The 20,762-nt window shown below is 65.8% G+C and carries 13 protein-coding genes and 4 pseudogenes; 4 read left to right on the top strand and 13 right to left on the bottom strand.

Features of this window, described 5'->3' with window-relative positions; all coding sequences use genetic code 11:
* Window positions 1-2: 2 nt before the first annotated feature.
* Window positions 3-686, bottom strand: a complete 684-nt coding sequence (locus tag T428_RS0102550) for a GAP family protein (RefSeq protein ID WP_025735240.1) — start codon at window positions 684-686, stop codon at window positions 3-5.
* A 183-nt stretch (window positions 687-869) separates the two neighbouring features.
* On the opposite strand from T428_RS0102550, the gene T428_RS0102545 reads away from it, so the two are divergent.
* The gene (locus tag T428_RS0102545) at window positions 870-2,057 is read left to right on the top strand and encodes a glycosyltransferase (protein WP_025735239.1); all 1,188 of its coding nucleotides are present in this window, start codon (window positions 870-872) and stop codon (window positions 2,055-2,057) included.
* Here the strand turns inward: T428_RS0102545 and T428_RS31570 are convergent.
* The 9 genes and pseudogenes from T428_RS31570 to T428_RS25160 form a co-directional block, all read right to left on the bottom strand.
* Window positions 2,017-2,968: pseudogene (locus tag T428_RS31570) on the bottom strand (condensation domain-containing protein); the annotation flags it as partial. The gene T428_RS0102545 and the pseudogene T428_RS31570 sit on opposite strands and share 41 nt — an antisense overlap.
* The gene (locus T428_RS35915; protein WP_036466835.1) at window positions 2,965-3,645 is read right to left on the bottom strand and encodes a phosphopantetheine-binding protein; all 681 of its coding nucleotides are present in this window, start codon (window positions 3,643-3,645) and stop codon (window positions 2,965-2,967) included. The pseudogene T428_RS31570 and the gene T428_RS35915, both read right to left, overlap by 4 nt.
* A 176-nt stretch (window positions 3,646-3,821) precedes the next feature.
* A complete protein-coding gene (locus tag T428_RS35910; RefSeq protein WP_425411975.1) occupies window positions 3,822-4,724 on the bottom strand; it encodes an AMP-binding protein in 903 nt (300 codons plus the stop codon).
* Window positions 4,725-4,787: 63 nt separating this feature from the next.
* Window positions 4,788-7,652 (bottom strand): SDR family NAD(P)-dependent oxidoreductase, encoded by a 2,865-nt coding sequence (locus T428_RS35905; protein ID WP_425411974.1) that lies wholly within the window; start codon window positions 7,650-7,652, stop codon window positions 4,788-4,790.
* A 188-nt stretch (window positions 7,653-7,840) separates the two neighbouring features.
* On the bottom strand, window positions 7,841-9,745 hold the full coding sequence (locus T428_RS0102515) for a YhgE/Pip domain-containing protein (RefSeq protein WP_025735236.1): 1,905 nt from the start codon (window positions 9,743-9,745) through the stop codon (window positions 7,841-7,843).
* 2 nt (window positions 9,746-9,747) lie between these two features.
* Window positions 9,748-10,422: a hypothetical protein gene (locus T428_RS0102510; RefSeq protein ID WP_025735235.1), complete on the bottom strand. Its 675-nt coding sequence runs from the start codon at window positions 10,420-10,422 to the stop codon at window positions 9,748-9,750.
* 12 nt (window positions 10,423-10,434) lie between these two features.
* A pseudogene (locus T428_RS25165) lies at window positions 10,435-11,061 on the bottom strand (TetR/AcrR family transcriptional regulator).
* 246 nt (window positions 11,062-11,307) lie between these two features.
* The gene (locus tag T428_RS0102500) at window positions 11,308-12,528 is read right to left on the bottom strand and encodes a cytochrome P450 (protein ID WP_025735234.1); all 1,221 of its coding nucleotides are present in this window, start codon (window positions 12,526-12,528) and stop codon (window positions 11,308-11,310) included.
* 11 nt (window positions 12,529-12,539) lie between these two features.
* Window positions 12,540-13,575, bottom strand: a pseudogene (locus T428_RS25160) (LLM class F420-dependent oxidoreductase).
* Window positions 13,576-13,661: 86 nt separating this feature from the next.
* Between T428_RS25160 and T428_RS0102490 the strand changes: the two are divergent.
* Both T428_RS0102490 and T428_RS0102485 read left to right on the top strand, forming a co-directional pair.
* Entirely contained in the window at window positions 13,662-15,158 is a 1,497-nt protein-coding gene (locus T428_RS0102490; protein WP_025735233.1) for an acyl-CoA carboxylase subunit beta, read from the top strand.
* A 197-nt stretch (window positions 15,159-15,355) separates the two neighbouring features.
* Window positions 15,356-16,228: an isocitrate lyase/PEP mutase family protein gene (locus T428_RS0102485; protein WP_025735232.1), complete on the top strand. Its 873-nt coding sequence runs from the start codon at window positions 15,356-15,358 to the stop codon at window positions 16,226-16,228.
* Window positions 16,229-16,235: 7 nt separating this feature from the next.
* Here the strand turns inward: T428_RS0102485 and T428_RS31565 are convergent.
* A pseudogene (locus T428_RS31565) lies at window positions 16,236-16,460 on the bottom strand (TIGR03857 family LLM class F420-dependent oxidoreductase); the annotation flags it as partial.
* A gap of 38 nt (window positions 16,461-16,498) precedes the next feature.
* Here T428_RS31565 and T428_RS0102475 point away from each other — a divergent pair.
* Entirely contained in the window at window positions 16,499-16,912 is a 414-nt protein-coding gene (locus T428_RS0102475) for a DUF302 domain-containing protein (protein ID WP_025735231.1), read from the top strand.
* 572 nt (window positions 16,913-17,484) lie between these two features.
* Here T428_RS0102475 and T428_RS0102465 read toward each other — a convergent pair.
* The gene (locus tag T428_RS0102465) at window positions 17,485-20,259 is read right to left on the bottom strand and encodes an MMPL/RND family transporter (protein WP_025735229.1); all 2,775 of its coding nucleotides are present in this window, start codon (window positions 20,257-20,259) and stop codon (window positions 17,485-17,487) included.
* Window positions 20,256-20,687: an MmpS family transport accessory protein gene (locus T428_RS0102460; RefSeq protein WP_025735228.1), complete on the bottom strand. Its 432-nt coding sequence runs from the start codon at window positions 20,685-20,687 to the stop codon at window positions 20,256-20,258. The genes T428_RS0102465 and T428_RS0102460 overlap by 4 nt, the downstream gene beginning before the upstream one ends.
* Window positions 20,688-20,762: the final 75 nt, after the last annotated feature.

The raw sequence follows: 20,762 nt of genomic DNA, 5'->3' as shown, positions 1-20,762 counted from the left end.
CCTCACCACAGCACGCTGCGGAACAGCAGAGCATCGGCCACCAGTCCGACGCCGACGACCAGAAATAGTATTCGTACCGAGATCGGACCGTAGCGACTGAGGCCGCGCACGATGCCGCGTTGCACCCGGACGGCTCGTTTGGTCTTGCGGGTGGCCAGAAACAGAATCACCAGCGACGGCGTCAGCGCCAGCATCCAATAGCCGCAAATCAGCAGCGGCCACCCGGGCGGTCGTGGATGCAGCGCGGCCAGCATGGCCAACCCGATGAGGTAGGGAATCGAGGTCGGCGCTTGGCCGCTGCCGACTGCGGAGCCGAGAATTCCGAGCAGCCAGGGGCGCTGCCGCATGGCCGCCAGCGCCCAGCCCGGAGCCGACGTCTGCGCGGTCAACGGAAAGTAGGCCAGGCACATCAGCACCACACCCAATGCGAGTTGGCCCCAAAAGTGAAGCGCCGGAGTGATTTTAAAGTCGACCGAGTGCTTCAGCAGCCCGAGTCCGAGTACGGTGCAGACACCGAACGTGATGTTGACCGCGAACAGTCCTGCGATAAAGCTCATGCGGCCCGGGACCGGCGATCGGCGATCGAGTCGGCTGGCGTACACGACGGCTGACACGACGCCCACGTTGAGGACATTCAGCGAGTCGAGGAAGGCCAGACCGGCAAGCGCCAGCAGAAGAGCTTCCATGATCGAACCGAAGTTACTGCATCGGGTCCGGGCCGCCCGCACGCGCGGGCACAACCGGGCGCCGGCCCGGGGAAATATGGAAATGTTAAGAACGGCCGTTGCCTGGCGCGGTTGCGCCCGAACGGCTCGACCACCAGGGTCGAACGGTCGACGTGTAGGCAGTTCCGCGAGTAAGGATCTCCCGTGAAATTTGCGCTGGCCGGTTACGGCAGCCGCGGCGACATCGAGCCCTTCGCCGCCGTCGGCAGGGAGTTGCTACGTCGCGGTCACGACGTGGCCATGGCGGTCACGCCCAACATGATCGGTTTTGTAAAGTCGGCGGGGCTGGCCGCCGGCCCCTTCGGCCCGAATCCTCCTCAGCACATGGACTTTTCGCACACGACGCGGCAGAACCCGATCCTGCTGATGTCCGCATTCACCGATCAGATCCGACAGGCATGGGTCCAGTGGGGCACGTCGCTGCTGGCTCTTGCGGACGGCGCCGACCTGGTGCTGACCGGCAAAAGCGAGCAGGGACTGGCCACCAATGTCGCACGCCACTACGGCATCGCCCAGGCGGCGCTGCACTTCTTCCCGGTCGACGCGGTGAACCCCAATGACCTGCTGGCGCGGCTGGCGGCCGAGGCCGAAGCGGCCCAGCGCGCCGAACTGGGCCTGGCGGAGGCCGGCGGAGGTGCCGCGTGCGAGATCCAGGCCTACGACAAGCTCTGCTTTCCCGGGCTGGCCGCGCACTGGGCGCAGCAGGGTCTGCGGCGGCCCTTCGTCGGATCGCTGACGCTGGAGTTGCCGACGGACGGCGATGCCGAGGCCTTGTCCTGGATCCGCGCCGACACCCCGCCGATCTACTTCGGCTTCGGCAGCGGCGTGCGGGTCACGTCGGCCGAGACCGTCGCGATGATCGCCGAGGCCTGTGCGCAATTGGGCGAGCGAGCCCTGATCTGCAGCGGCCCCAACGACTTCACCGCCGTCGGCCATTTCGACCACGTCAAGGTGGTCGGTGAGGTGAACCATGCGGCTGTCTTTCCGGCGTGCCGCGCGGTCGTCCACCACGGCGGCGCCGGCACCACGGCCGCGGGGCTGCGGGCCGGAGTTCCGGCGTTGATCCTGACGCTCGGGGTCGACGATCAACAGGTCTGGGCGGAGACCGTGCAACGCCTGAAAGTCGGCTCGAGCCAGGAGTTTCGGGCAACCACGATGGATTCGCTGGTCGCGGAGTTGCGCCGCATTCTCGCTCCGGAATACACCACTCGCGCCCGCGCGATCGCGGCCCTGCTGGCCACCCCCGGCGAAAGTGTGTCCTCGGCCGCCGATGTCCTGGAGGAGCAGGCCCGGCGGCCGGGTCGAGCCGCACCCGCATCGGCACGGTGTTGATGAACAGGCCGATCATCGTCTCGACCCCGGAAAGTTCGGGTGGCCGACCGGACACGGTGACGCCGAAGACCACATCGCGGGTGTCGGTGAGCCACGACAACACCAGCGCCCAAGCCATTTGCATCAGGGTGTTGACGGTGATCCCACGCGAGCGGGTGCCTTCGACGAGCCGTTCGGTGACCTCGGGCGGCAGCCGCAGTTCGGTGGTGCGCGGCAGGCCGGCCGTCCGGCCCTCGGCCGCCTCGGCCGAACCGAGCGCGGCGGCCAGCAGGGTGGGACCGGGCCGACCGGCCAGGTGCTGGCGCCAAACCCGTTGGCTAGCTTCCGGATCGCGGCCGGCCAGCCACCCGATGTAGTCACGGTACGGGCGCGGCGCCACGGGCAGCGCGGCCGGGTCTCCCCCGGCGGCGTACAAGATCATCAGCTCGTTGACGAACACCGGCCGCGACCAGCCGTCGATCACGATGTGGTGGGCGGTGATCACCAAACGCCATCGTGGCCCGGCAATTCGATCAGCATGAAACGCATGGCGGGTCCGCGCTCCAGATCGAACGGTCGACGACGTTCGCCCACCTCCAGCGCCTGCACCTGGTCGGGCGAGGCTTTGACGAGTTGCCAAGGCAACTCGACGCGCGCCGGCACTATCTGCACCGGGCGCGGAACCCGCGGCTGAAGAAGCTGGCCCGCAGGTTGGGGTGTCGCACCAACATCTTTGTGGCGCAATCGCGCAACAGCTCGACGTCCAGCACGCCGGAGATGTCGGCGGCCATCCCGATCATGTACGGATCGTCAGCCGCTTCGCCCTCGACGAATTCGGTCAGCGCGCTCAGCGAATACAGGCCCTCCTGCAGAGGGCTCAGCGCCATCACGTCCTCGATGTCGGGTGCGACATCGGCCTTCGTGGCCGTCATGACGTGCCGTCGCGCGACGACGCCCACAGCTGCGACACGGCAGCCAGATCGTCGGCCGACAATCCGGACGCGGCCATCGGCTCGAAACGGGTGTCGGCCGCGGCCGCATCGGCGTCGGTCTGGCCGTCGCCCAACGCGTCCAGGGCGGCGGCCAATTGCGCGGGCGTCGGATGCTCGAAGACCATGCGCGGGCTGACCGGCAGGCCGGCGGCGCGGGCCCGCGCCGACAGCTGCACCGACAGGATGCTGTCTCCGCCGAGGGCGAAGAAGTCGTCGAAGCGCCCGACTTCCGGGGTGGACAGCAGTTCGGCGAACACCGTCGCCAGGGCGCGTTCGGTATCGGTGCGCGCCGGTTCGGCCCGGGCGGTGGTGCTGACCGACGGCTGCGGCAGGCCGGGGCGGTTCAGCTTGCCCGACTCCGTCTTGGGCAGGGCGTCGAGTACGGTCAACGACGACGGCATCATGTATCCCGGCAGCGTCGCGGCAACCGCGGCGCGCACCGCGTTCGCGAACGCCGCCTTCTCCGCGTCGTCGACGATCGGCCGATGCGGCACAACGTATCCGGCCAGCGACAGACCGCCGCGCACCTCCCAGGTCCGGGTAACCGCGGCGGCCACCCCGTCGGCCGCAGCCAGCGCGGCCTCCAGCTCGCCCAACTCGACCCGGAAGCCCCGCACGTTGATCTGATGGTCGATGCGGCCGGCGAATTCGAGCTGGCCGTCCGGCGTCCACCGGGCCAGGTAGCCGCTGCGGTACAGCCGCGACCCGGGTTGGTGGCATAGGGATTGGCGACAAACCGCGCCGCGGTCAGGCCCGACCGTTTCCAGTAACCCCGGGCCAACTGGCCGCCGGCTTAATACAGTTCGCCGACCACCCCGACCGGCACGGGGCGCAGGCGGTCGTCGAGCAGGTAGGCCTCCGCACCGGCTACCGGCTTCCCCACCAACGGATTCGGCAGACCGAGCGGCCCGCGGGAGACCGCACCGGAGGTCTCGGTGGAGCCGATGTTGTTCAGCAGCTGAATGTCGGCGTTGTCGGCGCACGCGGCCACCAACCGCTCCAGCAGCGACCTGCTCACCGGCTCGCCACCGCAGACCAGCCGGGACAGCGAGCGCACCACATCGGGCCGGGTGTCGACGAGCGCGGAGACCAGGCTGGGCACCGCGGTCACCTGCGCCACCGAATGCCGGTCCATCAGCGCCGCCAGTGCTTCGGCGTCCCGGTGCTCGGCGTCGTCGGCGAGGATCATCGTGGCCCCGGCCGCCAACCCGGCCAGCATCTCCATGCCGCCCTCGAGGAAGGTGATCGAGGTCTGCGCCAAGCGAATGTCGTTGGCGCACGGCGGGTAATGCCGCAGCTGCCAATCCAGGCGGGCCGCCATCGACCGATGCGTACCCACCGCGCCCTTCGGCTTGCCGGTGGACCCGGACGTGAACACCAGATACATCGGGTCGTCGGGATGGGGTGCGGGCGCCGGCGGGTGCACCACGTCACTGCTCTCCACGGCCGCCCGCACCCGCGGGTCGTCTAGCGAAATCACCGTGACCCCGGGCACTTCCGGCGTGCTGTCGGCGGCTTCGGCCGTGGCCAACACCACCGGTGGTACGACGTCGTCGAGCATGAATTGCTTGCGTGCCAGCGGATAATCGGGGTCGATCGGGAAGTAACCGGCGCCGGCCTTCATGATGGCCACCAGCGCCACCACCATGTCGATGCCGCGTCGTGTCGAGAGCCCGACCAGTAACCCCGGGGTCACCCCGTGTTCGCCCAGCAGTGCGGCCAGGTTGTCCGAACGGCGATGCAGCGCCGGGTAGTCGATCTAGTCGTCACCGCAAACCACCGCGACCCGGTCGGCACCCCAATTCCGGCTGGGAGCAAGCAATTCCGGAATCGTGCGCGGCCGATCCTGTGGCGAGCGAGGACCGCGGCTCCACTCGGTCAGGATGCGGCGCTGTTCGCCGTCGTCGATCACCGTGACATCGCTCAGCGTCTGGTCGACATTGTCGGCGAACTCGGCGATGGTGCGGGCCAACCAGCCGGCCACCCGCTCGATCGTCGAGCGGCGGTACAGCTCGGTCCGCAAGATGACGTTGCAGCTGTATCCCGCGCCGTCAGTGCCGTCGACGCCCAGGAAGTTGATGCTGAGGTCGGCATGCGCCATGTCGAAGATCGGATCCAGCGAGGTGCACACCGTGTCCGCGCCGTCCCGGCCGTCGGGCCCCGCCTCGATGATCCGGGTGGCCGGCAGGTGATCACGCACGTGCACCACGACACCGAACAGCGGGTTGCGCGACAGCGAACGCACCGGGCTCACGCTGTCGACCACCCGGTCGAACGGCGGATCCTGATGGGCGTAGGCCGCCAGCGCCGTCTCCCGCGCCCAAGCCAGCAGTTCGCGCAACGTCGGGTTGCCGTCGAAATTGTTGCGCAGCACCAGGATGTTGACGAAAAAGCCGATCAGCTGGTCCAATTCGGCTTCGGTACGTCCGGCAACCGAGGTGCCCAACGGAATGTCCACGCCGCCACCGACCTTGTGCAGCACCACGGCGACGGCCGTTTGCAGCAGCATGAATTCGGTGATGCCCAACTCGCGGCACAACTCGGCGAGCTTGCCGCGGGTGGCCGCGCCGATGCGAAAGTCGACGGATTCACCCCCGCCGCTGGGCACCGGCTGGCGGGCAAAATCCGGCCGCAGTCCGGTGTCCTCCGGCATCCCGGCCAGCTGCCGGGTCCAGTACCGGCGTTGCTCGATGGCAACAGCGGACTCCTGGCCATTGGGATCGCTCAGGAACGCGCGCTGCCATGCCGCGTAAACGGCGTACTGGACGCGAAGGGGCGCCCAGGACGGGGCCTCGCCGGCTCGCCGGGCCCGGTACGCGGTGAGCACGTCGGAGAACAGCACGCCCGCCGACCAGTGGTCGGAAGCGATGTGGTGGACGACGAATGACATCACATGGTCGTCGGTGTCAATGCCGGTGCGCAGCAGCGCGATTCGGATCGGGCGCTCCGCGTCCAGTTCGAAGCAGTGCTGACGTTCGATGTCCAGTTGTTCGGTCAGCCAGGCTTCGCCGTCATTGACGGCACCGTCGAAAGAGGCACGCCGGATCGGCAGCTCACCGGCCGGATTCACCACTTGATAGGGCACCCCGTCGATTTCGACGTAGCTGGTGCACAGGATCTCGTGGCGGGGGACGATGTCGCCGATGGCGGCGATCAATGCCTCGACGTCCCACGGGCCGCTCAGTTTCGCGGCGAACGGAATGTTGTTGACCCAGCTGGGCCCGTCGATGCGGTAGGTGAACCAGCTGCGCAGCTGGGAGGCCGACAGTGGTAGTGGTTCGTCGTGCGCGGTCGCGATCAGCTTGGGGCGTGACTCGGCCGGCGCCCCGGAACCCAGCTGGTCGACCCGCTCGGCGAGCCGGCCCACCGTCCCCAACTCGAACACGTCGCGGATGCCGATCTCCACACCGCATTCCGAACGGATCGCGGTGACCAGCTTGGTGGCGACCAGCGAGTGGCCGCCCAGGTCGAAGAAGGAGTCGTCGACACCCACCCGGTCGTGGCCGAGCAGCGTGGAAAACATTGCGGCGATGCGACGTTCGGTCGCGGTCGCCGGATCGCGGTACTCTGCGCCGGCCACGATCTCCGGTTGCGGCAGGGCGGCACGGTCGATCTTTTGGTGCGCGGTCATCGGGATCTCGTCGAGCACCACATAGCCGGCCGGGGTCATGTAGTCCGGCAGTGCCGCGGCGACCCGGGCCCGGATCCGTTCGACGTCAACGGATTCGATGTCGCAGTCGGGGGCCGGGGTCACGTAGCCGACCAGGCTCTTGCCCAGCCGGGGCAGGTCGACGGCCTGTCCGACGCTGGGGTCGACCGAGATGGCGGCGGCGATCTCGCCGAGCTCGATGCGAAAGCCGCAGATCTTCACCTGCTCGTCGGCGCGGCCGACGAACTCGATGTCTCCGTCGGCGTTGCGCCGGGCCAGGTCGCCCGAGCGGTACATCCGCCCGCCGGGGGTGAACGGGTCGGCGACGAAGCGTTCGGCCGTCAGCCCCGGCCGCCGGTGGTAGCCCTGCGCGACATGTGTTCCGGCGATGTAGATCTCGCCGATCACGTCGACCGGCACCGGCTGCACGGCATCGGGCGAGGACGCCGCGCGCCGACTCACCAGCTCGGGCAGCGTGGCGGCCGGGGTGATAAACTCTTCACCGATGCCGTGTGTCCCCCACTCGACGGCGGCGACCCTGACCAGCATGTTCACGCCGGCCTTCGACACGCAGTAGGCCCCCATGTCGCGGTCGGCGATCGAGCCGCTGATGCTGGACACCGCGCCGATCGAACCGCCCACCCGGGCCTCGATCATGGCCTGCGCCGCGGCGCGGATCGTCAGCCAGGTGCCGGTGAGGTTCACCGCCAGCACTCGTTCCCAATCCGTGGGCGCCTGGTCGAGCAGCAGCCCGACCGCTCCCACCGCACCGCACGTCACCACCCGGGTGGGCACCCCGCGCTCCCGCACCGTTCGTTGCATCGCCGCCGACACCGCCTCGGAATCCCTGATGGCGCACTCGATGTCCGCATCCGACAGGTCCCAGACCACGACGTCGTGACCCGCGTCGCGCAGCCGTCCGGCAACTTCGCGGCCGATGCCGGATGCGCCCCCGGTGACCAGTGCGGTGCTCATTTCGCCTTTCCAATCAGTCCGACGAGCACGCCGTCGGTCGCGCTGAACAGCTCCGGCCAGTCACCGATGAACTCGTAGTCGGTCATCTGGGTCAGGCCGAGGCCGTAACGCCAGAATCGAAGGGAGCGTTCAACATCGGAGGTACAACTCGCACAGTGATGGACACCTGACATGTGGTTCCTCTCTGCCTACATTTTGATCGCCGGAATCAACCGACTGACGTTCCAGGTTCGATTTCTTCGTGCGGACAGCGATGAAATCGCCAGTGAGACAACCGTTATGACAACCAGGACGACGATCGCCTGCCAGAGCCGGGCATCGATGCCGCCCAATATGAGCTGTCGAAGGCCATTGACTCCGTAAGTCATCGGGTCGAAGCGATGCAAAATCTGGAAGGGTCGCGACGTGGTCTCCACGGGATACATGCCGCCGGCGCTGACGAGTTGCAGCATCAGCAGGGCCATGATCAACACCCGGCCCACCGCCGGCCCGACGAGCGCGTTGAGCGCCTGTGTCGCGGCCACGAATGCGCCGGAGATGAGGACCATGAACGCCAGCATCGCCACCGGGTGTACCGCGTGCATCCCGAGGGCGAATCGGACCACGCAGTAGAGAATGACCGCCTGGAAAAGCGCGATCGCGGTCGCGGGCAGGTAACTGGCCAACACCACGCGGACTGCCAACACCTCCGCGGCGATCGCGCGGCTCTGCAAGGGCCGCAACACCATCCACAGCACCAGTGCGCCGAAGAACAAGGCCAGCGTCAGGAAGAACGGAGCCATACCGGTGCCGAAGTTCGGCGCGGCGTTCTCGTGTGAGGCGTCGAGTTGGACCGGGCCGCCGATGGTGTCGGCGACCGCGTCCTTCTGCTGGGCCGTCCAGTTGGGCAACTGCTTGGCGCCGTCGGCGAGTTTGGTCGACAGCCCGGCCGATCCCGCCTTGAGCTGGTGGGCGCCATCGTCGAGTTTTGCAATGCCGCTGGCTAATCCGGCGTTGCCGGAGGCGACCTGCTGGGCTCCGTCACGAAGTTGGGTGAGCTTGCTCGTCAGCTGCTGTCCCTTGTTGCCGACTTGGTCGAGGGCGGAGCCCAACGGGCTGCCGGGTGCGCGCAGCGAAGTGGTCATCGCGATCGCGGCGTTTTGCGCGTCGATCAGCTGCTGGCGAATCTGCGGTGTGAACTGGTGGCCGCGGAGCTGATCCTGAACGCCGCGCAGGTTGTTCGCCAACGGATCCTGCCGTGCCGAGAGCTGATCGATCACCGATGACAACGCGTTCGCGGCGGCGTCTTGCGCCGTGCTGATGGCACCGATTTGGTCACTGGCCTGCTGTAGTGCGCTGGCACCCTGTTGCAATTGCTGCGTATTGCCGCCGATCTGCGACACCGCCTGGGAAATCGCCAGCAGTGGCTCGGTGGCCTGGTTGATCCCGTCCGAGAGTTGCCGGGCGCCGGTGGCAAGCTGGGCCGAACCGGATCGGGCGGAGTCAAGGCCGGCCACCAGCTGACCGGCCCCGTCATCGAGTCGGGCGGCCCCGTCGGCCGCCTGCTTTATTCCCGCTCCGGACGAAACCACCACCGACAGCATGTGATTGACCGCCTGCCCAGAGATCCGGTCGGACACCGCACTGAGCACCTGGCTGATGGCGGTGCGACCGATGCGCGTCGAAATGTAGTTGTTGGCATCGTTGTAGACGGCGATCAGGTTGGCCTTCTTGGGCTGCCCGGTCACCGGCGACGCGATTGCCTCACTGAAGTCGGGCGGCAGTTCGACCATGAAGTAGTACTTGCCGTGATCGACTCCGCTGCGCGCTTGCGCTAAGTCCACCACGTGCCAGTCCAACCCGCCGTCGGCGGTCAGGCTCTTGGCGATCTCCGCACCGGCGTTGAACTGCTCCCCGGACACCATGGCGCCACGGTCCGAGTTGACCAGGGCCACCGGCATTTTGCTGGTGTGGCCGAAGGGATCCCAGAACGCCCACAGGTAGAGCGCCCCGTACACCAACGGCAGCAGCATCAGCACCACGATGGCCACGCGCGTCAATCGATTGCGGCCGAAACGCTTTATTTCCGAGCCGAATGCGAGTCCAGCCAGCATCGTCAGTCCCCTCCGGTCAGGATGCGGTGATCGTGAAGTTGATGGTCGGGCGCGTCGGCGCCGAGTGGGTTGGTGACTCCGACGACGACGGTGCGTTGCTTGGCGATCGCGCCGAGTCGCTCCACCGCGATCGCGCGCCGGGAATTGTCACGAACCTGCTCGAGGTCGCCGACCACCAGGATCGGGCGATCCGACAGCAGCGCCAGGGTAATGCGCAGCAAAAACAGCTCCAGGTCCGACAATTCGACGATGTAGGCCCCCGACGGCGGTGCCGGCGTTTCACCGAAAACTTCGGCCAGCTCGGCCTGGCCGCTCTGCGGCGGCACCAGTGAGTACCACGGCGCCAACCATCGGCGTTGTTCGGCGAGCACGGTCTGGACCGTCACCGACTCCTCCAGGTCGTCGATGTCGTCGAAGGCGGCAATTGCGCAATGCCGCCGAATCGCGTGCGGCGCCGTTTCGCCGAGCACGGTCAGCGAGCCGTGGGTGGCCTTGAAACGCCCCGCGAGGGTCAGCAGCAAGGTGGTCTGACCCGGGCCGCCCGGCATCTGAATTGCGTGGAAACCCGGCGTCAGCTCGAGATCGACGCCGGAGAACAATGGTTCGTGCTCGCCGCTCGCCCCCAATCCGGTGGCGACGATCACCGGCGCGGCGGCGTCCGACTCGTCTGTATCCATGCGTGGCTCTTTCTATTGGCCGGAATCCGGAACCGATTCCAGCAGTGCGGTGAACAGTTGGGTCAGCAGGTCGGGGTTGATGGTTCCGGGGCGCAAGACCTCTTTCATCGCGACGCCCAGATTCAGGGTGACGACGAGCTGAGCGAGGTCGGTGAGCCGGCGATCCGAGGGCACGGTATCGGTTGATCTGACGAGGTGAAACGCCTGGTCAGCGGCGGCGCGACGACGTTCGATCAGACGTTCGCGCAGCTGCGGATCACGCTGCGCACGCAGCCAATACTAAACCAACAGGACGTAATAGTCGGAATGGTCACGAACCGAGTCGAGCACCGAACGACTCAAGTCGCTTGCGGCAAAACCGGTGTCACCGCCGCTGCCGTCGAGCACCGTCGCGATCTGCGCGCCGCGCAGCTCGAACTCGCGATCGAGCAAAGCCAGGAACAGCTCGTCCTTGGACTCGAAGTTCGAGTAGACCGCGCCCTTCGTGAAGCCTGCGGCCTGGCCGACCGCGTCGATGGTGGCACCGGCGAACCCTTCGGCGGCGAACACTTTCGCGGCCGCATCCAGGATCCGGTCGCGCACCTCGTCACGAGTGGGCCGAGTGCGGGGCGGTTTGACCGGCGACATGCCCGGTAGCATACTCGCTGGTATTGATTAGATACTAATCAATATCGAAAGTGCGCGCTGCTGTCGGCTCAGCCGGGCCTGGCCGCGGCGCGTTCCCACAGCTCACGGGCCGCCGCGGATCGGCCGCCAGGCGACCCGCCTTGGCGATCTGGTGTTTCGCCTAGTACTCGCCGGACGTCCAGTCGAACGCGCCGGACGCCAGCCACACCAACTGGTCGGCGAGCCCGATGCGCGGCCGAAGTTGGAGTCGAGACCGACTCAGATCAGCGAGTAGCGCACCGGCAGGTGCTTGAGGCCGCCGACGAATGTCGTGGCGACCAATTCCGGATCCCCGGTCAGCTCAATCGATTTGAGTCTGGGCAGCAGCTCGGAGAAGAAGCTGTTGACTTCCATCCGGGCCAGCGCGGCCCCCATGCAGAAGTGCACACCGTAGCCGAAGGCCAGATGCTTGTTGGGGTCACGCGATACGTCGATGCGGAACGGGTCGTCGAAGACTTCCTCGTCGCGGTTGGCCGACACGTAGGACAGCAGCACGGAATCCCCCGCGGCGATCGGTACTCCGCGCACGGTGGTGTCCTCGTTGGCGGTCCGCATGAATTCCTTGACCGGAGTGACCCAGCGGATCATCTCCTCGGTGGCCAGCGGCATCAGATCCAGGTTGTTGCGCAGGCGGTCCAGCTGGTCCGGGTTCTCGATGAGTGCCTGCATCCCGCCGGAAATGGTCGCGCTGGTGGTGTCGTGACCCGCGGTGGCCACTATCAGGTAGTAGGACACGGTGTCGATGTCGGACAGCGGTTCTCCGTCGACGCGGGCATTGGCGATGGCCGACGCCAGGTCCTCGGTCGGGTTCGCCCGCCGTGACGCCGTGACGTCGTTGAAGTAGCCGAACATATCGAGCAGCGCCGGAATCTGGTCCGCATTCGAGGTGCCGCGCTTGAATTCGCTGTCCTCGCTGCCGAACAGCTCCTGGGTGAGCTTGAGCATCCGGGCGAAGTCGGACTCCGGGATGCCCAGCAGCGACATGATCACGTAGAGCGGATAGTTCACCGCGACCTGCTGGACGAAGTCGCATTCCGGCCCGACGGCCAGCATCTTGTCGACGTAGATCTTGGCGAGTTCGTCGACGCGTACCTTCATCGCGCGCATGGCTTTTGGCCGAAACCAGTCCGAGCCGATCGCGCGGACCACCCGGTGTTGCGGGTCGTCCATGTGAATCAGCGTGCGCACCCCGGCGCTGGCCTGCAACTCGTCGCCGACCGTGGTGGTCAGCACCGGGCGGGGCCAGTTGGTGAACAGCATGTTCTGCCGCTCGATGTCCATGATGGCGGCGTGTTTGGTGATCGCCCAGAACGGCTTGTAGTCCGGCACCTCCACCCACGACACCGGAGCGGTGGCACGCAGGTGAGCCAGCGCCGCGTGCAGCCGCGTCTCGTCGGTGTACGCCAACGGATCTGCCAATAGCCTTCCGGCATCGTCCATCGTCGTTGTGCTCACTGGCGAAACTCCTTCATTGCAGCGGTAATACAGGACGCCGAAGCGGCGTAGAAGATCGGCAGCACGCGGTCGACCACGCCCTCACACCGGCTTTTCAGCGCGGCGCCGACTTCGTCCACGCGGCCGACGACAGCGAACGTTCCCAGCATGTCGTCGTCGATCAGCGAGCCCATCGCGTCCCATTCGCCTTGCTTGGACAGGCGATTCAGCTCGGCGTGCAGGTCGCCCCAGCCATGCAGCTCAAGCACTTTGCGGTAGGCGGGCGTGGAACCGTAGAAGGCGATCTGCTTGCGCGCGGCGGTCATGGCCGCCGCCAGCTCGGCGTCGCTTTCTCCGGTCGCCACCATCACCTCGCACGACACTTCGAAGTCGCCGCGGTCGCGCCCGCTGCGCGCCATCCCACGCAGCAGCGCCGGCACGGTCACCTCGTTGAGGTAACGCTTCGAGACCATCGGGTGGCCGAGGTGTCCGTCGGCGACTTCCCCGCACATCTCGGTCATCACCTCACCGACCGCGGCGATGAACACCTTCGGCACCGGGTACGGGTGCTGCTCCGGGGTGAACATCGGCGTCATGATCTTGTGGGTGTAGAAGTCGCCCTCGAAATTCAGCTTGGCCTCGCCGTTCCAGGCGGACCAGATGGCGTGCAGCGCGGAGACGAATTCCCGCATCCGGTGGGCGGGATGGCTCCACGGCATGCTGAATCGTTTCTCGATGTGGGGCTGGATCTGGGTGCCCAAGCCGAGAATGAAGCGGCCCCCCCCCCCCCCCCCCCGAGTACGCCTGCAGGTCCCAGGCGACGTTGGCGACGATCAGCGGATTGCGCGCGAACGCCACCGCGATGTTGGTGCCGAGCTCGAGATGCGATGTGTGCTCGGCAGCCAGCAGCAGCGGCAGAAACGGGTCGTGACTGGTTTCGGCCGTCCAGCCCCCGTCGTATCCCTGTTGTTCCAGGTTGCCGACCACCTCAACCACGCGTTCGAGACGATTGGGGATGCCGCCGTCGATCTTGAGTTGGGGGCCATCAGGCATGCGGTTAACTTTACAGTAAGCAATCCAGTATATGACCCTGCTGATCTGGACGCGCGACCGCTTCCCCTCAGAGGTAGGAAAGAAGCATGACAAAACCCCCGGATTGGGAGGAGACGCTCACCGACCTCGACCGTCGGCGCCGCCACGCGTGGGGCATGGGCGGGCCCGAGCGGCTCGAGAAGCATCGCGGCAAGGGTAAGCTCGACGCCCGCGCCCGCATCGAGCTGCTCCTGGATCCGGGCACCTTCCGCGAAATCGGCACGCTCGTCGGCGGCGAGATCGCGGCCGACGGGCTGGTGGTTGGCTCGGGCTCGATCAACGGCTCGCCGGTGATGCTCGGCGCCGAAGACTTCACCACCCTGGCCGGCAGCATCGGGCCCGGGGGCAACTCCAAGCGCTACCGCATCGGGGAGCTGGCGCTGCGCGACAAGACGCCGCTGGTGATGCTGCTCGAAGGCGCCGGCTTTCGCCCCGGCGGTGGGCACTACGAGCGCGCCCCCACCGACCTGCTCGCCCAGACGCAGTGCTCGGGCAAGGTGCCGACCGTCGCCGCGGTGCTGGGCCCCTCGGCCGGGCATGGCGCCCTGGTGGCCCCGGTGTGCGACTTCCGGATCATGAGCACGCAGGGCGCGATCTTCACCGCGGGGCCACCGGTCGTCAAAGAGTCGACCGGAGAAGACATTTCGAAGGAGGACCTCGGCGGGCCGGTCACCGCCTTGCCCAGCGGGGTGATCCACAACGTCGCCGACGACGACGAAGCGGTGATCGCCGACATCCGGCGTTACCTGTCCTACTTCCCGCCCAGCGCGTGGTCGTATCCCCGCCCGCTGCCCCCTGACGAAGACAGCGAGCCTCGGCCGACGCCGGAACTGCTCGACATCGTGTCGCGCGACAACCGCCGCGTGTACGACATGCGCGCGGTGCTCGACGTGGTCTTCGACCGGCCGGACTGGTTCGAAGTCCAGCCCCAGTACGGCAAGGCGATCATCTGCGCGCTGGCCCATCTCGGTGGTCACCCGGTCGCGGTCGTCGCGAACCAGCCCAACGTGCTCGCCGGCTCCATCGACGCCGAGGCCGCGGACAAGGCCGCGCATTTCATCATGGTGGCCGACTCGTTCCACCTGCCGCTCATCTTCTTCGCGGACAACCCCGGCATGCTGCCCGGTAGCCGGTCCGAGCGCAGCGGGGTGCTGCGTGCCGGCGCGCGGATGTTCGCCGCCCAGACGGCGGCCAGCACCATCAAGCTGCACGTGACGCTGCGCAAAGCATACGGATTCGGGTCGATGGACATGTCGCTGCTGGGTTTCGACCACCAGAGCGCGACCTTCGCCTACCCCGGCGCCACGATGGGCGCCATGAGCGCGGCCGCGCTGGGCCGGGCGACGCACGCCGGCGAGGACGTCACGGCGAAGCTGCGTGACGCCGAGTTGCAAGCGTCCTATCGCTCGGCCGAAAGCATGGGATTCGACGAGCTCATCGACCCCCGCGAGACTCGCGACGCCTTGCTGGCGGCCCTGCTCCGGGCGCTGTCGGCCCGACAGGCCGCCGCCGAGCCGGTGAGCCGGACCGTCATCATGCCGTAGCCGGTTCGCCGGATGTCGATGTTCGGCAAGTTTTCACCTTGACACCACTATGCCGTTGGTGTGGTCGTTGCTAGCCTCCAATCCGGCCGCGACTTAAGGGGATTGACCGCATGACCAACGCCCCATCCGCGGCGTCCGGCGGCCGACGCGGATGGGGCGTGCGTCCCGCCGGGTCATTGACGGCCGACGGTCGCCAAATGACTTACGGCACTGCGCTTCGCGACGACATCCAAGGCGAGCATGTCACGCCGCTCATCGGTGTGTTCGACATGTTCTCCGCCTCGCTGATGGCCCAACACTACGGCGGCATGTTCATCTCCGGCTTCGGCTTCGCCGCCTCGTATTACGGCCTGCCCGACATCGGTTTTATCGCATGGCCAGACATGGTCAACTTCGTGCTGCGACTCCGGCTGGCCTTTCCACGACAGCATCTTCTCGTCGACATCGACGACGGCTACGTCGACCCCGAGGTTGCCTGTCACGCGGTGGAGAACCTGGAACAAATCGGCGCATCCGGGGTGATCCTCGAGGACCAAAAGCGACCCCGGCGTTGCGGACACGTCGAAGGCAAGCAGATCTTGCCGCTCGACGAATACCTGGAGAAGCTGCGGCTGGTGCTCCAGACCCGCACCGACCTGGTCGTGGTGGCCCGCACCGACGCGACCGAGGATGACGAGATCCTGCGTCGGGCAGAGGCTTTGGCGGCCACAGACGCCGACGTATTACTGGTCGACGGGGTGCGCAGCACGGACTGGATCCGCAGGGTCCGCGGAGTCATCGGCGATAAACCGTTGCTGTTCAACCAGATCGCCGGCGGGAAGTCGCCGCGGCTCTCCCTGACCGAGCTGGAAGACCTCGGCGTGAATGTGGCGATGTACTCGACGCCGTGCCTGTTCGCCGCGCATGCCGCCATCGAGGAAGCGCTGCTGAAGTTGCGGGCCGACGACGGACGGTTGCCCGAGGCCGACACGGGCGCAGTCGGCGTCGCGCACTCGATCGAGTTGTTCGAACGAAACATCTCACGGCATCACGGTGAACCGAGCAGCCTCGGTGTCACCGCCGCCGGTTGACGTCCGGCTAGCCCGCAGAACCCGCCCGGTAGGCCGCGACCACCGGCTCGAGCTCGTCGGGCGTCGCACCGTGCATGATCACCGCGTCGGCGCCGTACTCGAATTCCTTGCGTATCGGATCCGCACATTGCTGAGCCGACCCGGTGGCCAAGGGCTCCAGCCACTCGTCGGGGATCAGCGTGGCGATGTGCTCGATCTGCTCGGCGGTGGCCTTGTGATCGATCCCGCCGGCGTATACACGTGGTGCAGCGCAACAGAGAAGGAGCAGTTATGACCACCGGTCTGAACACCAAGCTGAACACCACATTCGAGGACGCGGTCGAACGCGTCACTCGAGCTCTGGCGGACCAGGGATTCGGAGTGCTCACCAGGATCGATGTCACGACCACCTTGAAGCAAAAGCTCGGCCAGGACATGGAGGACTACCTGATCCTGGGTGCCTGCAACCCGGCACTGGCACACCGGGCGCTAGAGGTGGACCGTCAGATCGGTCAGCTGTTGCCCTGCAATGTGGTGGTGCGAGCGGATTCAAGCAGCCAGAGTGGGGCGGTGCTGGTCGAGGCGATGGATCCACAGATCATGATCAAGGTCGCCGCCCAGCCAGCGCTTCAGCCAATCGCCGATGAAGCCACCACCAAGCTGACCGCCGCGATCGAATCCTTGGGCCGTAATCAAGGTTCGTGACCCTTAGCCCATAGCACGCCTAAACATACTGCTGGGCAGGCGAATTCGGAAATCAGCTAGGTTTCGTGTCCCGCGAAGCAAGTCGTCACGGTCGTGGACCCATCGGTCCCATTTCACCGGGTCGCATCATGCCGCCCGTGCTCATCATTGGGCATGTTCCTGCCTTGCCGGCGGCTCCGTCGGGCCAGTCATCACCGTGTCGCCAGCCAACGCCCTCAGCGGACCGGCCGATCAGGACCCCAGAAAAGAAGATCACGGCTACCACGAATACTATGCCGGCTACGATGCCCACCCACGCCGCAGTTTGACCGAGCCGAGTCGGCCGGTCATATTTTTCTACGCGGCGCGGTTGTTCGACACCGGTGCTCGTTTCGGATCCCGGTTCGGATGATTCAGCCATGGTTAGAACGATGCAGCAGCTACACCCCTGGCGGTAGAGTCCATCGGCCCTACGAACGCATGGGGATCGTTACACTGCCGGCCAACCCAGAAGTATTCACCGCCAGCGCTACCTCGGGCGCCGAGATCGCCACCTTCCCCTTGCCAGTGGCCGACGCGGTGGCAGCCGCCGCTTAATATGTCGCGTGAGCGTGACTGGACCCTTGCCCGTTGGGTGTTGACCGATAGAGCGTCGCCGCATCGGCATCCTCGCCCAGTAGAAGAGAACGAACCATTCGCCGCGGTCCGAAAGGCCGCAACATTTGGCTGGCCGGGCGTGGTCGCACTCTAAGCGGCCACCAGAACCAGCGGCCGAGCAGCGCGGCGATCGACGGCGTCATCAACGAGCGCACGACCAAGGTGTCGAACAGCAGGCCGAGGCCAATCGTGGTGCCGCCCTGGCCAATTGAGCGTAGATCGCTGGCGGCCATCGACATCATGGTGAAGGCAAAGACCAGGCCGGCCGCGGTGACGACGCCACCGGTTTCGCCCATCGAGCGAACGATACCGGTCTTCAGCCCCGCTCCGATCTCCTCCTGGAAGCGCGACACCAACAGCAGGTTGTAGTCCGAGCCGACGGCGAGCAGGATGATCAACCCGAACACGGGTGCGATCCAGTTCAAATCCAGTCCGAACAGATGCTGCCACACCAACACCGAAAGCCCGAAGGCGGCCCCCAGGGACAGCAGCACCGTACCGACGATCACCAGGGACGCCACCAGGGCCCTGGTGATAATCACCATCACCACGAAAATTAGTGTCAGAGCGGCAATCCCGACTATCAACAGGTCGTACTGCGAGCCCGACTGGATGTCGCGGTAGATTGCCGCCGTGCCGGCTAGGTAGAACTTCGCGTCGGTCAGGGCGGTGCCCTTCACCGCTTGATGCGCGGCGGCCAGTTCGGGTTTGACCGCGGATATGCCTGCCGGAGTGGCCGGGTCCGTGTCATGGGTGATTATGAACCGGGCCGCCTTGCCGTCCGGCGACAGGAAAAGTTTCAGGCCGCGCTGAAAGTCCGGATTTTGGAACGCTTCCGGCGGCAGGTAGAAGTAGTCGCTACTGCGCGAGGCGTCAAACGCCTGGCCCATCGCGCTCGCCGTGTCCGTCATCTGGGCCATCTGGGTGACCAGATTCGAGAAGCTGCTGTGCATGGTGAGCAACGTCGCCTGCATCGATTTGGCGACGGCAATGATCGGCGGGAACTGCGCCAGCATTTGCGGCATGAGCGCATCGGCGTTGTCGATGTCCTTGATCAACGTGCTCATGTTGTCGCTGAATTTGTCCACACCGTCGATCGCCTCAAACACCGACCTCGAAGCCCAACACACCGGAATGTTGAAACAGTGTTGTTCCCAATACAAATAGCTGCGGAACGGCCTCGCGAAATCGTCGAAGTCCGCCAGGTGGTCCCGCATCTCGTCCAGAGTCGCTTTCATATCACGCATGTCACCGACCATGTGATGTGTGGTGCTGCTCATCTGGCCCAACAGGCCCTGCATCCGCTGCATCGCGCCGATCATGGCACCGAGGTCGTCGCTCATCTTGAGCATGTCGGCCGTACGGTCCTGCATGAATTGCAGGTTCTGCTGGATCGGGATCGACTGCGCACTGATCTGGAACGGTATAGACGTATGCTCGATCGGCCCGCCCAACGGGCGGGTAATGCTTTGCACCATCTTGATTCCCGGGGCTCGGAAGACATCCTTGGCCAGCCTGTCCAGGATGATCATGTCGCCGGAATTGCGCATGTCGTGGTCGCTCTCGATCAGGAGAATGTCGGGATTCATGGTGGCGGCGCTGAAATGGCCCTCTGCAGCGGTGTATCCGACGTTCAACGGCAGGTTGCGGGGTATGTAGAAGCGATCGTTGTAGCTGACCTTCATGCTCGGCATGATCAGGATGCCGACGATCGCGATCACCAGCGAGGCCGCAAAGACCGCGCCGGGCCAGCGCACGCTTGCGGTGCCGATGCGCCGCCACCCACGGGTCTTGATCATCTGCCTCGGGTCTAGTAAGCCGAATCGAGTGGCCACCGCCACCACGGCCGGCGCTGCGGTCAGCGCTCCCGCGACCACGACAAGCAATCCCAGGGCCGATGGAATGCCCAGCGCCTTGAAATAGGACAGCCTTGCCAAGTGCAGGCAGAAGGTCGCCCCGGCGATCGTCAATCCCGAGCCCAAAATGATATGAAAGGCGTAGTTGCCGAGCAGCGCGATGAGGCCTCTGGCCGTACCCATCTCGAAACCGACCATGTCAAGAACCAGAAGCACGGTGCTGACGGAACGATAGGCGATAAAGAGCATGATCATAATGACCACGCCCGTCACGCCCATCATTTTGAGCATGCTCTTGTCAGCAGCCTCATTCATGTCTGTCGTCAGCGGTGCCGGTCCGGTCACGTGAACCTTGAGCCCGATCGGCGGTGCTGATTTGCCAACGATCTCGCGCACCGCTGCGACGGACTCGTTGCCCACGGTGCTGCCCTGGTCACCAGCCAGATTGAGTTGCGCGTAGGCGGCTTTGCCGTCTCGGCTCTGCACGCCAGCGGCGGTGAGCGGATCTCCCCAGACGTTCTGGACATGCTGCACGTGCGTCGGGTCGTCCTTCAACTTTTTCACCAAGCCGTCGTAATAACGGTGGGATTCTTCGCCTAGCGGCTTATCGCTCTCAAGAACGATCATCGCGGTGCTGTCGGAGTCCGACTCGTGGAACAGGGCGCCGATCCGCTTCGCGGCAATCATCGCGGGCGCATCTTGGGGCGACATCGTCACTGCATGGTTACGCACCACCGACTCTACCAGCGGCACAAGCACGTTCAAAGCGACGGTCACCAGCAGCCATGCCACCAGGATCGGCACCGCGAACGTGCGGACAAACCGCATGAATTTCGGGCGGGCGTCGTTGCTCATGCGGCCTTCACCAGGCAAGCAATTTGGGCGTGGTGACCCTCCGTAGTTCTTTCGTCCTTGACCTCGTCGTTGACGATGATGCGGCACCCGATGCGGTCGCTATCGCCCTGTGCCACCACGTTGGCGATCACGGTCGGCACCGTCGTGATCATCGTGAAAGTCCAGGGCAAGCCGGTGAAGTTCGCCTGTTCCGACCTCGTGTCCGTGTTCAAGTAGCTCACCCTGCCTGCTGTGTCGCCGGGCCCATAGACCTCGTATGTCACCCGCTTGATGTGTAACGGCTCGAGCGGGTCGGCACTGCTGCCGGTTGCCGCGAATATCGCATCTGAGCCGAAAACGCCGCGCAGTCGATCCACGGCGACACCACCAAAAGCAACTGCCACCGCCACCACGATCAGCACCCAGGTTCGTTTGAGAACGGTCAACATCGGTGTACTTCCTTTAGCCACTCATGTCGTCAGTTTCGCGCCCGGCCTGCAAACTGAACAGGGCCGTTTGGCCCG

Origin of the sequence: Mycobacterium genavense ATCC 51234 (assembly GCF_000526915.1) — a bacterium.
GTDB classification, from domain to species: domain Bacteria; phylum Actinomycetota; class Actinomycetes; order Mycobacteriales; family Mycobacteriaceae; genus Mycobacterium; species Mycobacterium genavense.
The sequence above is the reverse complement of the archived record's forward strand: the minus strand, read 5'-3'. Positions and strand labels throughout refer to the sequence as shown.